The 13,259-nt window shown below is 39.9% G+C and carries 8 protein-coding genes and 4 pseudogenes; 9 read left to right on the forward strand and 3 right to left on the reverse strand.

Going from position 1 to position 13,259, the window contains the following annotated elements:
- Positions 1–203 precede the first annotated feature (203 nt).
- A complete protein-coding gene (locus G399_RS0112985; protein WP_006013118.1) occupies positions 204–509 on the forward strand; it encodes a transposase in 306 nt (101 codons plus the stop codon).
- On the opposite strand, the pseudogene G399_RS20700 reads toward G399_RS0112985, so the two are convergent.
- Positions 471–1,631 (reverse strand): annotated as a pseudogene (locus G399_RS20700) (IS30 family transposase). The gene G399_RS0112985 and the pseudogene G399_RS20700 sit on opposite strands and share 39 nt — an antisense overlap.
- Before the next feature lie 73 nt (positions 1,632–1,704).
- On the opposite strand from G399_RS20700, the pseudogene G399_RS20705 reads away from it, so the two are divergent.
- The 8 genes and pseudogenes from G399_RS20705 to G399_RS20720 form a co-directional block, all read left to right on the forward strand.
- Positions 1,705–2,379 (forward strand): annotated as a pseudogene (locus G399_RS20705) (IS3 family transposase); the annotation flags it as partial.
- Positions 2,380–2,587: 208 nt separating this feature from the next.
- Positions 2,588–2,722 carry a hypothetical protein gene (locus tag G399_RS22780; RefSeq protein WP_006013122.1) on the forward strand — a complete coding sequence of 45 codons (135 nt, stop codon included), beginning with the start codon at positions 2,588–2,590 and terminating at the stop codon, positions 2,720–2,722.
- A 6-nt stretch (positions 2,723–2,728) separates the two neighbouring features.
- The gene (locus tag G399_RS21700; protein WP_081585827.1) at positions 2,729–3,184 is read left to right on the forward strand and encodes an IS110 family transposase; all 456 of its coding nucleotides are present in this window, start codon (positions 2,729–2,731) and stop codon (positions 3,182–3,184) included.
- Between the two features lie 83 nt (positions 3,185–3,267).
- Entirely contained in the window at positions 3,268–3,567 is a 300-nt protein-coding gene (locus tag G399_RS21705; protein ID WP_226989000.1) for an IS110 family transposase, read from the forward strand.
- 78 nt (positions 3,568–3,645) lie between these two features.
- Positions 3,646–3,846, forward strand: a pseudogene (locus tag G399_RS22050) (IS3 family transposase); the annotation flags it as partial.
- A gap of 245 nt (positions 3,847–4,091) precedes the next feature.
- A complete protein-coding gene (locus tag G399_RS22055) occupies positions 4,092–4,241 on the forward strand; it encodes a hypothetical protein (protein ID WP_154658921.1) in 150 nt (49 codons plus the stop codon).
- A 747-nt stretch (positions 4,242–4,988) separates the two neighbouring features.
- Positions 4,989–6,460, forward strand: a pseudogene (locus G399_RS21710) (IS3 family transposase).
- A gap of 108 nt (positions 6,461–6,568) precedes the next feature.
- Positions 6,569–7,684, forward strand: a complete 1,116-nt coding sequence (locus tag G399_RS20720; protein WP_006013131.1) for a glycosyltransferase — start codon at positions 6,569–6,571, stop codon at positions 7,682–7,684.
- Positions 7,685–7,752: 68 nt separating this feature from the next.
- On the opposite strand, the gene G399_RS0113035 is transcribed toward G399_RS20720, so the two are convergent.
- Both G399_RS0113035 and G399_RS20725 read right to left on the reverse strand, forming a co-directional pair.
- Positions 7,753–9,156 carry an O-antigen ligase family protein gene (locus tag G399_RS0113035; protein ID WP_148277440.1) on the reverse strand — a complete coding sequence of 468 codons (1,404 nt, stop codon included), beginning with the start codon at positions 9,154–9,156 and terminating at the stop codon, positions 7,753–7,755.
- Positions 9,157–9,565: 409 nt separating this feature from the next.
- Positions 9,566–13,255 carry an HzsA-related protein gene (locus G399_RS20725; RefSeq protein WP_148277441.1) on the reverse strand — a complete coding sequence of 1,230 codons (3,690 nt, stop codon included), beginning with the start codon at positions 13,253–13,255 and terminating at the stop codon, positions 9,566–9,568.
- Positions 13,256–13,259: the final 4 nt, after the last annotated feature.

Raw genomic sequence — 13,259 nt, forward strand, 5'->3', positions numbered from 1 at the left:
ACGATAGCGCAAAAACGCCGTTTCAACGAATTCTGCTTTCTGAGCATATTGGCGATAAAAAGAAAAAGCTGCTTACTATACAATATGAATCACTTTACCCTATTGGCCTCATGTCTCAATTGCAAAAGTTACAAGACGAATGTTGTGGTTGAATTAGCCGGGCAGTTCAATAAAGGATAAACTTCAATTATTGAGGTGTCAAAATGACTAAACGTATTTTAAAGAAATATCCGAACGATTTTAAGCAAGAAGCAGTGGCGCTGGTAACTGAGCAAGGTTATTCAGTTATTGAGGCTGCCGCTTCACTAAATATAACCGATAAGTTTCTTTATAACTGGATTGCGAAATCTAAGCAACAAAGCGAAGATAATGAGTTATCGACGGATGAACGAGCTGAACTCATTCAACTCAGGAAAGACAAAAAACGCTTAGAAATGGAGCGCGAAATATTAAAAAAGGCTTCTGAGGATTCAAGCCAACAAAGCAACACGCTTTTCAATCATGTGTGATGGTGTTTTAAATTTCAATGTTTTTCTTGGGCGCTCATTTAATTGAGTTGCAACCTCGTTTAGTCGTGCTTGGCTATGAGGAGATAAATCTGTTTTTTTGGGGAAGTATTGTCGAATAAGGCTATTAGTGTTTTCATTTGTGCCTCGCTGCCATGGACATTGAGGGTCACAGAAGTAAACAGGCATACCAAACTCTTTAGTAAGAACGCTATGTTTAGCCAATTCCATACCTCTGTCCCAAGTCAAAGACTTTCGATATTCCAATGGCATTTGTCTAAATATAGCTAGCAGTGCATCGTTAACAGAACCAGCATCTTTTCCAGCTAGTTTGAGAATGATAGTGAAACGTGACTTCCTATCTACTAGCGTAGCAATGTGTGTATTTTTTGACCCGGATACTAAGTCGCCCTCCCAGTGTCCAAGTGAGCGCCTATTATCAATATGCTTTGAGCGCTCATGAATAGAGACGCCATTCACAATATTAATTGACCCCCTATGACCCTTACGCGAATGAAAGCGACTGTGGCGCATAGGACGCTTTCTGCGCAAATGTTCTGAAAGCGAATGATCAAGAATATTTTTTGACCGCACATAAAGTGACTTATAAATTGTTTCGTGGGATACCTGCATCTTTTTACGCCTTTAATATTCGAAGCTTAGCCACCCAGAAATTTGCTCAGGTGACCATTTCAATTCGAGTTTATCTATGACTATTTGCTTTAGTTCAGGGTAACGCTGTAGCACGCCAAGCTTCGGACGTTTCGCCATTCGGTTAGCCCTATTGTCTGCGTCTACAGCCTTATAATACTTGCGCCCTCGATTGCGAGCAACTTCTCTAGATATAGTAGACGGAGACCGATTTAACATTTTAGCGATTGCCCGAATACTCTTCTTTGCTGATAACGCGACACGTATTTCTTCGCGTTCGCTCACTGATAAGTGAGTAATATTTCGATGCCTGGGCTTGGGCTTAATACCGCCTGATTCTCGTAAGATGGTGAAAACAGAACCTGGCTTGGCCTCAATTACTCGACCAATATCGCTGAATCCAGCGCCGTCTTTCCATAAGTCAAAAACAAGGTTTCTCTCGTCTGTGGTAAATGTACGCTTTAACCGTTTCATTCAATGTCCTCATGCAAATCAGTATTTTAGTATAACTGTTGCTTTGATGACTTGAATCCTCATCAGCTTTTTTTGCAAAGGAAATGAAGTACAGTATTCATTCATAGCAAGTTTAGGTAAACAGTACCCAGTTGCTATGTCGTGCAAAGTGATGCGAGTAAGTAAATCAGCCTACTATGCTTGGCGCAGACGCCCCGTGATAATAATAAGTGCAGAAACACTTAACATGCATCGCAGAGCCAAAGTGCTATTCAGAGCGAGTCGAGAGAGTTTGGGAAGCCGTGAACTTGGGAAAAAACTGCGCAAAGAAGGCTTTAAAATAACTCGCCATCGCGTCATTAACTTGATGAAGCGATTAGATTTAGTCGTTACGCAGCGGATTGCTTATAAAGTAACAACAAAGCGCAAGCACAGTGATGCAGTTGCTGATAATTTGTTGAATATGAATTTTAATCCGATAGGGCCTAACCAGGTGTGGGCTGGTGATGTGACTTATCTGAAAACTGGCGAAGGTTGGCAACACTTGGCTGTGGTTATGGACTTGTTTGGTCGCAAAATTGTAGGTTGGTATGCATCACAACGCATGACCACGGACTTAGTTGAGCTTGCGTTTTTAAAGGCTCATCGCCTCCGGCAACCACCAAAGAGTTTGGTTTTTCACAGCGACAGAGGCTCGCAATATACAAGTAAGCGCTATAGAAAGCTGCTTAAAGACCTTAATTGCCGGACCAGCATGGGTGATGTTGGGGGCGTGTTCGGATATAGAGATTATAATCTATACTTACTGGGAGTATTGATCTGACCCGTGCTGGGATTGATGAAAGTATATCTTTGTATTGACCTGTCGATCATTACTATCCAGTAACTTATTTATATTCAGCGTCAGTGACCTAATAGGAGCATTGTTTTTGCATCGTCTGTGTCCAGTCCTGAGCTGATTGCTAGAGGATAATAATATGAATATTCAAAGCAATGCTAAAACGCTTACTTTAGGCGTTGATACTCATCTTGAAAAACACGTTGCCGTTTTGGTGAATAACATTGGCCAGGTCGTTGACACAAAAGAAGTTGCCGTCACCACGCTTGGATAAAGTGCACTGTTTAAGTGGTGCAGATCATTTGGCGCGGTTAAACAAGCTGGCATCGAAGGTACTGGTACATACGGTGCAGGTTTGTGCAAATATCTTCAAGATAAAGGTGTCGATGTGTATGAGGTTAATAGACCTAATAGAGCACGTCGTAGACTAAGAGGGAAATCAGATCCAACGGACGCAGAAAGTGCGGCTCGATCTGTGTTAGCAAAAGAATCAACTGCCATCCCTAAATCACATGACGGCGTTGTTGAAGCATTACGATTTATGGTGGTTGCACGAAAAAGTTCAGTAAAATCAGAAACGCAAACTATCAATCAAATAAGAGCATTGTTAGTAACCGCACCTGAAGCAATAAGACAAAAATGTTACGTTCCAAGACCGTTTCAATGCATTGTAGCGTGTGAAGAACCCTCTCTGTCAGACTATCTGTCGCGTTTAAAATTTAACCATCATAGTTAAGTTGAGGGCGAGGATTAGCTGCAGAACTGCGGATAATTGATAAGCGACTCAAAGCCCTGACGTCGTCTTGCGCGCCTAATCTAATTGAACAGTATGGCGTCGGTACATATGTGGCGGCAACGCTGTTAGTTGCTGCAGGAGATAACCCTGAGCGTCTAAAAAAAGAATCTTCGTTTGCTGCACTTTGCGGTGTAAGTCCAATGGAAGCATCATCTGGCAAAACACAACGACATAGACTCAACCGTGGCGGCGTAAGAGATGCCAACAATGCATTATGGACGGTAACATTAATACGAATGCGCATTGATGCCAGAACTAAAAAGTATGTCGAAAAACGTGTTACAGAAGGCAAATCAAATAAAGAAATACAGCGTTGCCTTTAACGCTACATTGCTAGGGAATTGTTTCCAATCATAGTCTCAGATCTATCGTGTTTAACTTAGTGTTGACATAGGAGCGTCAATGCTGTTTTTGAAAGGTTTTTCGGCCGTTTCAAGCATGATTGGTTGTTCAAAGTTGCGCAACCAACGAGAGAGCATATGAAGCAAGATGTAGCTGCATATATCAAATATTAGACCGTAGAGCGGTTGCATTCTTCGAACGACGATCAATCACCCGTTGAATATGAAAATTCCTTTAGGAAAGTGTCCGGTTGGACTTGACCAGAACAGAATTATGGTGATATGCGTGGAAGAAAAGTCCCAAAGTCGACACGAGTCTGGTCGTCACCGAAAAAGATATTTGCGCGTCAATAATCGATGAATCTAAAATTATGTCAATTGTCAATTGTCAATTGTCAATTGTAAATCGTCAATATCGCACGAGTAAAAAAATAGATTTACGAAGTGCACCACGAAACTAAAGAACTAGACCAGACCTTTTCGAAAAAAGCTGGGACGAGATTAGATTGCGTCTAGAGATAATGCCCGCAACTAACGCAAAAGAAATTGTTGTATGGCTGATGGAAAAATATCCTGACCAATATAAAAAAGGGCAGATTAGAACATTGCAAAGACGGATTGCTGCGTGGCGCAAAGATCAAGAATCGCAAGAATAAAAGCTCAGAGAGATCATGGTTGCAGAATCAGAATGTTGACCAACACTACCAAAGGTATAAACTAAACTACTTCTAGATGAGGATTGGCCTGTCACTACTAGTTTGATTTTTAAATGAGGCAATACGACCGGTCAAGTTGCTTGACGCGCTATAAATCATAGTAATACTCAAAGAATCTGTGAGCAGTACTTATTCTCAGTAACACTAACAATTTAATAATGACCGGACTGCGGGATTTGCTAAATTGTCATTTGGAGATACAATTGCAAACGAATCTACGAGGTACAATAGACTAGATGTTAATGAATTTAATTACCCTTACAGATACTAAAGTTACGCTGGAAAAGTTAAATATGCAGAGCAATTAGAGAGACGGCACAATATATTCCCAAAATAAAATAAAATAAAATAAAATAAAATAAACATGTGCTAGCGTCGATTGAATTCGAGACAAATCCTGAAGAAGAGGTCAATAAAATTTTTAATTTTATTAGGTTAAATTTAAAAATTTGATTATAAATTCGTAGTCGCAAATTGAATAAGGAGCCAACCGCGGCAATACAATAGATGAAAAAAAGACAGCAACTATTATCTCTTTTTAAGCCTTTGAATGATAGGTTATTCGCCATACTCGGATGATGTTTTAATCGGCAGAGGAAGGTTACACTATTAATTTGAACGCATAAGTTAAAATTCTACTCTTTTTAATTTAAAGAGGCGATTTTAGCAAAGCTCTTTAGCACCGAGATGTCGGTGCTGGCTTTTTCAAAACAAGAAGGCATAAATTCAGGAACGATATATAGTTGGGTAAAGCGATTTAAACAAGCAGGTAGCGGTTTGCCTAAACCAACAATAGCGGATAAGTGGTCAGCAGAAGAAAAGTTTGCTGTTGTCGCTGAAACATTGGCGCTCACTGAAATTGAGTTAAGTGAGTATTGCCGAACTAAAGGGCTATATCCTGAGCAAGTGAAGTCTTGGAAGCACGCCTGCATTGCTGGAAATACCCACAGTAAAAGAGGACGACCAGGCACAAGTGCAGAGCAAAAAGCGGACAAGAAACGCATAAAATCGCTTGAGCGAGAGTTACACAGAAAGGAAAAAGCACTTGCTGAGACAGCCGCCTTATTGGTGCTAAGAAAAAAGTTCAATGCCTACTGGGAGGGCAAAGAGGAAGATTAACCACATTGGTAGAAAGAGTGAAACACGCCGATTGGATAGCCCAGGCCGTGTTGGCAGGCGCAAGACAAGAAGAGGCATGCAAGACCATTGGTTTAACCGCCAGAACCTTGCAGCGATGGCAGCAGACAGGTGAAATAGTCGAAGACAAAAGACCTAGTTCATTGCGGCCAGTACCGCTCAATAGATTAAGCAACGGAGAAGAGTTAGCGATAGTTGAAGTGTGTAATGAAAAGGAGTTTGCATCGTTACCACCCAGCCAAATTGTGCCGATGCTGGCGGATAGAGGCGAATATATTGCCTCTGAATCTAGCTTCTATAGGATATTGCACAAGCTGAATATGGTGCATCATCGAGGCCGCACAAACGAGCGCCAAAAGCGCAGTAAACCACGGTGCCTTGTGGCGTCAAAAGCCAATGAAGTCTGGAGCTGGGACATTAGTTATATGGCAACTAGAGTAATAGGTCAGCACTATTATTTATACATGATTGAAGATATATTCAGCCGTAAAATAGTCGGCTGGGAAGTACACGAAAACGAAACGGGTGAGTTGGCGGCAGAGCTGCTTCAACGCGCCGCATTAAGTGAGAAATGCGATAAAGATTCATTAGTGCTGCACTCGGATAACGGCGCACCAATGAAAAGCATGACCATGCAGGCAAAGATGTGTGATTTAGGCATGGCTGGCTCGCGCAGCAGACCAAGTGTTAGTAATGATAACCCTTATTCTGAGTCGTTGTTTAGAACAGTGAAATACAATCCTAAATGACCGTCAGAAGGGTTTTCTGACCTTGAGCATACACGAAGTTGGACTTTACAGTTCGTCAATTGGTACAACTATGAACATCGTCACAGCGGCATAAAGTTCGTGACACCACACCAAAGGCACATTGGTGAAGGCGTTAATATTTTAGCGAAAAGACAGTCGCTTTATAAAACAAAGCGCAACGAAAACCCAGGTAGATGGTCAGGAAATTCGCGAAACTGGCAACCAGCAGGTAATGTTCTGCTAAACCCGGATGTAAATAACGAATTAATTTAATGAATCAAGCGACAACTGGTTTGACAAACACCGTAAGAATGTAATTCTATTTGCGAATACAGGTTAAAAAAGTATCTTGCATGAGATGAAAACCTGAGGATATTGAAAATGATAAACGTGGCGATTGTGCACAGTGTAGCCAAGATAGGTGGAGCAGAACGTGTTTCTCAGATGCTATTAAGTAACATAAACCCTGAATGTTTTAAATTCTATCTTGTTTGTCCAAAAGACGGTCCCCTCAAAGAATGGGCAAATGAAAACAATATTAGTTTTTCAATGTTACCATTAACGCAACCGAGTATTTCCAATCCATTAGTTACAATTAAACAAGCTATTAAATGGAAAAATTGGCTGCAAAAAAACAGTATACACATCGTTCATACTGCCGATCCATATTGCACAAGAGCTATTTCAATTGCAGCCAAATTAGCTGGGGTAAAATTACTTTCTCATTATCACTTTCCGTTTTCCTTTGAGCAACTATCATGGTTGCTCAAAAGACTTCCTAAACCATATGTAAGTGTATTTTGCAGCGAAGATCTAAAGCAAGATGTTGGTAGGCATCTCGCGAAAATAACCCCAAAAATGAGGCTGGAAACGATCCATAATGGTGTAGATGTAGAGCGTTTTATGCCTACTCAAAGGTTAAAGCGAGATTCTATTGATATAGGTATTGTGGCTAACTTACAAGAGCGAAAAGGTCACGATGACTTCCTTGACATGGCTTATATTTTATCTAAAAAACATAAGGATCTACATTTTCACATAATTGGTGGTGATATCCTAGAAGAGCCCCGCGAAGTCTATCTAAAAGCAAAGGCCAATGATCTTGGTTTAACAGGAATTACGACATTCCATGGACAAGTGCCTGATGTACTAAGCCGGATAGATGCACTTGACATAGTCGTTTGTGCATCGCATCAAGAGGCTTTTCCAATAGCAATTTTAGAAGCTATGGCGATGCAAAAGGCAATTGTGAGTACGGATATTAACGGCATTCCAGAAGCCATAGAGCATGATAAAACTGGTTTGCTAGTACCTGCATATAGTCCTGAAAAACTTGCGGAAGCAATAGAGTTGTTACTAGGTAATCCAAAAAAATGTGAGCAGCTAGCATTAGCCGCGCGTGAAAACGTCGTAGAACAGTTTAACAAATTTGTTTTTATTTCAAAGTTTGAAAATCTATATATGGATGTATATCAAGCTAATAAGTATCGATTATAAAATAGGTTTAAGCATATATTGGTCAAGATTTTTCGATAAAAAAGTATCTAGGTCATTTTAGACTCTGTTTAACGAGTGAAGTGTTGAACTTCAGCACTTTCTATTGTCTCTCGCCTATCTATATTTTCAACGGAAGCGGCTAGTTTTAGTTCTTTTTCAAAAACAAACCGCTTAGCTAAATTTAACATAAGAATAAAATAAAACGCTTCAAATATAATCATATCCAAAAATAACGCAGCAACAAAATACGCTATTAATGCACAAGCACAACTTTTATCAACAAAATCAAGAATTGGGTACTTTTCAATTTTATTTTTCTTACAATATTGAAAATTCTTATAGTTAAACCAGAACATTGATAAAAATAGTAAGCCGACAGGCAAACCTGTATTTGCTGAAAAATTGATAAATGTATTGTGAGCAACATGAACAGATTCTCCGGGAAATAACTGCATTGAGGCCATTTGGAAACGTTGAGGACCTGCACCTAATAGAGGATACTCTAAGATTAATTTTTTGCCTACCATCCAAGATACTAGCCGAGGATTCAGTGGCTCTTCTGTTTGTTGTCTAGCTTTGTCAGCAGTATCGCTAGTCCTACTGAGCATAATACCACCTTGAGTAAGAGCAGCGGCAACAAAGCCAACTAAAATGAATTGCTTAAATAGTCCCACATGTTTAAAATTTAGAGCATTTAACCCCTCGACTTTATGTGAACCAAGCATTCTTAGGGTGGCAAACGTAGTTACCGCCAACGCAATCATTGCTCCTCTGGACCCAAATAAAAATATTGAGTGCCATAAAATTGGAATCAATGCTAAACAAAATAATTTGAGCATTTTATTCTTTACATAAAAGTAGCCAATGAGGAAAAAAGGCATACCCATTATTACCAAAGCAGAAAGGGCATTTTGATCACCAATACTCGTGCCTCTTGGACTGTTCAAGCGACCATCAGTGAACATATCCCACCGATTACTAAAATACATGTCATTAGCCCAATAAACGTAATAAACAGTTATAAAAGCAAACATAATACAAAGATTTTTAAACGCTTTTTCATACATTGCTTGGTTACTTAAAATACCCAAACCAACAAAATAAAGTATAACAATTGTGTTCATTGCACTAAGAACAATTTCGGATTTAACGCCTGCAAAGTAATTAGGGAAAGGACTCAATGAGTCCGATATATGCATTAATATCCACATCGTTACCAACGCTAAATTTTGCTTTGATTTATAAATTGCAAAATCGACTTGCCCTGAAATCATCGATTTCATAAGCGCTAATATACTGGCAATTGCTAATATTTTTGATACTGAAATTGAAAATTCAGGGAATGTCCATGGCCATATAAATTGTGGTTGCATAATTCCGTTTAGATAATAAAATAATAGTGGAACCCATGGATTAAGAAACAGTGATATAATTGAATACAGGAGTAATAAATAGACGGTAATTTTTAACAAAATATAAACTCTATATTGATATTAAGGGAGTTTAGCCGCGTGCATATGTTTGATATTCTATCAAAGTCTTTATTCATCATATTATTAAATGCACTTTTTTTCATGGAGTTGAACAGCAAACTGTCCATATGGCAAAATTACCAAGTTAGTATTTTTTTGTGCCATTTTACTATTAAAGTGACAATAACAAAAAATACTCAGACAAACACTATTCTTGTTTTACAAAAAATAAAAGTTGCTGAAAAGCGTTTGCTCTTAGCCGTTTCCGCAGCTCTGTTCGTTGACAACTAGGAACTAACACGCAATAAGTTTTTCAATTGACGAAAAATTTTTAGAGTAGAATTAAGTTGCAGTGACTAAATTCAAGCTATTTTTATAGTCACCGCAAACGAAACATCGCTAGTGTATTTTAGCCGCCCCAGCTGAATTTGGTAGTTTGAACGTTTTTATTACCTGCCATATCCAAGATTTCAACTTTTAAAATATAATTTTTACTCGTTACCATTGATGGCAAATTAAAAGTGATCACATCCCGGTTCGATCGATTAAATTGACTAATACTCTGTGCATTTTCAGACTCATCAACAGGATAGAATGAAATCGCTAAACTACTCCAATTTAGGCCAGATTTAGCGTCAGAAAAACCAATGATTGCTTCATTTTCAGTGTTTTCTCCTCGTTTTGGCTGATGAATATTAATTACAGGCAGTTGGTAATCATCTGTGTAGCGAAAGCCGCCTTGACCAGACATATTCAATTCAGGGAAATCTATTGGGGCACCTAAATCAATCCAACGTGCGACAGTCCTTTTTTCCAAGTCGGTTAGTGACATTGTTGGATGATTTGATGGATAATCTACATCATCGTCTCTGTCACTATTTTGTCTGCCATCTAAACGCTCACCCCAAACAATCCAAGTTAGTAGACTTTGTCGCGCTTGCGGTACACGCAAGTATTTGCTGACTTGCGGTGATTTGTAAATTTTTTCACTATTGTCTGTTATTGCACTATATGCATCAACTAAATTGTCACTTCCATCTAATACTAATGCATTGGTATTGGCAGTGTGGCAGGACACACAATTGGCATTAATTACGGGTAAAATATCACGAGTAAATTCAACGCCATAAGAGTATCCAGTTTGCTTCTCAATACCAGTATCAGCAAATAATGGAATTTCTCCTTGCGTCAAATCCCACAAACCTTCTTGAATAATAGGGTCAGAAAGATCTAAATTCGCTACATTAGAAATAGGCGTACCTAATCCAGCTTGAGTGGTAGCAAAATCCAAAGGCTCAATTGAATGTGCATGACAACCACCACAATCTGTCCTTGTTTCGCCTGACTTCACTCCCCTCCATGTCAACTCGCTAATAACAGTCATTCCATTAGCATCTAAGGTTTGAATAAAAAATGGCGTATCAGCAGGCACTTTTGCTACCCATGAAGTATCAGGATTACCTTGTGCATCTATGACGTCAGTATGAGTCAATGGAAACTCGCCTAGTATTTCCCATCTTTCACTATGAAGAGAGCCATAACGAGCGACCACATCGTCAAGTCGAGTATCTGCTAAATGTCGCTCAATAGAGTCCCAATCACCTCTGTTACGACCTTTACGAATTGGCTTAGTAAAAGGTATCGGGGGGGATACAACAATTCGCACACCGTAAATATCTGCATCAGTAACTACTCCTGCTTCGGCCCCTTCGATTTTCCAGTTACCGTCATTTAATTCACGCTTAATGCTTGGCTTAAATGGATCCGGAGCACCTTCATTTAGAGGTTCTCTGTTCAGCATCGACGAAGAGCCTACTAATCCAGCTGCTTCACCTATGTTTAATCTGTTATCCAACGCGTCATACTCGATGATATCAGGCTTTTCTTGGCCGTGTATATCGTAGTAGCTGGCAACAACTCGCGGCCAAATTTCATTGTAATTAGGGTCATCTTTTATCGCTATTAAAGATGCAGGATCTGTCACTCTAGCGTTAGGGGCATCTTCTATTAAATAAATTCCTGATCTCAATGGCTCACACAAATTTACGGCGCCGTTACATGCAGCGTTAAAATGATTCACTGAGCCAGATGAATAGGCAACTAACAAGCCATCACGAACAGTTGCTGAAGGCATTGAATATTTGCCTGATAAATTTGGTGCCGGTATGTCTTTACCTGTGGTATGCGGAGTTATGCTTTCAGTTCCCTTTCTGTCAAACTCTCGAAAGCTAATTCTACCTTGTTGACTATGAGTGTATGTTGCATCGGAAGATCCGCGTAAAAAGTCTGGGCCCTCTGACTCAATGGGATATTTCATTAATAGACCAAAGCCATAATCAAATGAAGGGTAGTAGTACCCTGAAACAATACTTCCTTCCGCTAGTTGCGTTGCAAAATGATCTACATTTTTATGATGGTCATGAGGTTCGGTAAATTGCATTAAATTCGTACCATCAGGGTAGATCGTAAACAATGTCGTCATGGCATAACTAAATTTAGTTCCTGCATCCTGCCACGTAGAGAACATAATCCGTCCATCTTTAAGTTGAAACGGATGCTGCACTAAATGTAAATTGCCAGTTTCAAGTAAACGCAAATTAGACAATTCTTTAGTACTTGCTGTCCCGTCGTGATCATCTATTACATAAAGTTGTTGGACACTGCCTTTTACAATAGCGTTGGTGTGTGCCCGAAACGCTGTTAGTGCAGAACGATTCGAGGTAAAAACAATACGCCCATCAGCAAGAGGAGCTGGAGCCATGTCGCGAATACCTCTGACACTTCCTTGATCATGTTCTGGTGTATTATTGTTAGAGTACAGTGAAGAATCAAAGCCATCATTAAAAGTCAAACGTATAGGTTCATAATTACCCTCACTAAGGTTAATTTTATAAATCCAACTGGCAGATTCGATTGTCGGTTCTTCTATCAAAGAGTAATAAACCGTTTTGCCATCAAATGATATAAAAGGGTCCATGACACTACATTGCTCACAATCTACCAGCAGGACTTCACTACCGTCACTTTTTAATAACATTAAATCCGCACCAGCAGCGATATCATAAGCATGTTCACCCTGCGGTATATTTATAAATTGATCCTCATCGCTCTCGTTTGGATACCTGACATAAACGATATCGTAAGCCGTTTCTTCACAATTAATCGCTACATTGGTCACATTGTCATTCAAAACTTGTCCAGCAGCATTGCTTACACTGCAAGTTAATGTTTGAGGTTGAAGTGCAACAATCACTTCGTAATCTGAGCCACTTGGGAAATCTGTGGTGAAAACAAAACTACCATCTACATCAATCGTGATTTCTTCGGCTAAGTTGCTTTGTATCACAAGTTGAGAAGTGACAAGGCCTGTTACACTTCCACTGACGCTATAACTTGCGGATGGGGGAGGTGTAGGTGGCGGCGGAGGCGGTGCTGGCGCTGGCGCATTATTCTCACAGATTATAGATACGTTAGTCACATCTTCATCCGCAACTTGGCCATTAGCATTACTTATGCTGCAAGTTTGGGCTTCAGGCTGAATTGCAATTAGTACTTGGTAATTCGTTCCATTCTCGAACGCAGTAGGAAAAACAAAACCACCGTCAGTTTCAATTATTATTTCGTCGCCTAGGTTACTTTGTATTACAACTTGAGAAGCGATGAGGCCTGCCACACTGCCACTAATATTATATTCGCTCTCGACTGGAGGCGGCGGAGGTGGCGTATTACCGACACAATTTATAGCAACATCAGTCACATTTTGATTGGAAACTTGACCACTAGCATTATTTAAGGTGCAAGTCTGGGTTTGAGGCTGAAGTGTAATTACTACCTCGTAATTCGTTCCGTTCTCAAAATCTGTAGGGAAAACAAAACTGCCATCTGCATCAATTGTGATTTCGTCAGCTAAATTGCTCTGTATTACAAGGTTGGAAGCAACAAGGCCCGATACAGTGCCACTAACGCTGTATTCGTTCACGATTGCGGGCGGCGTCGCCGCCGGTGGAGATTCTGTGGCAACGTCCCCGGTGCCACCTCCGCCACAAGCGCTTATTAAGACTAGAGTTGATAATATAAAAGTGATGTTAATTAGTCTCACGAAA

Origin of the sequence: Brumicola pallidula DSM 14239 = ACAM 615 (assembly GCF_000428905.1) — a bacterium.
Classification (GTDB): domain Bacteria; phylum Pseudomonadota; class Gammaproteobacteria; order Enterobacterales; family Alteromonadaceae; genus Glaciecola; species Glaciecola pallidula.

What these genes read in the sequence shown, in the direction of transcription:
- G399_RS0112985 (WP_006013118.1), top strand. Translation starts at nt 204, where the DNA reads ATGACTAAACGTATTTTAAAGAAATATCCGAACGATTTTAAGCAAGAA.
- G399_RS22780 (WP_006013122.1), top strand. Translation starts at nt 2,588, where the DNA reads ATGAATATTCAAAGCAATGCTAAAACGCTTACTTTAGGCGTTGATACT.
- G399_RS20720 (WP_006013131.1), top strand. Translation starts at nt 6,569, where the DNA reads ATGATAAACGTGGCGATTGTGCACAGTGTAGCCAAGATAGGTGGAGCA.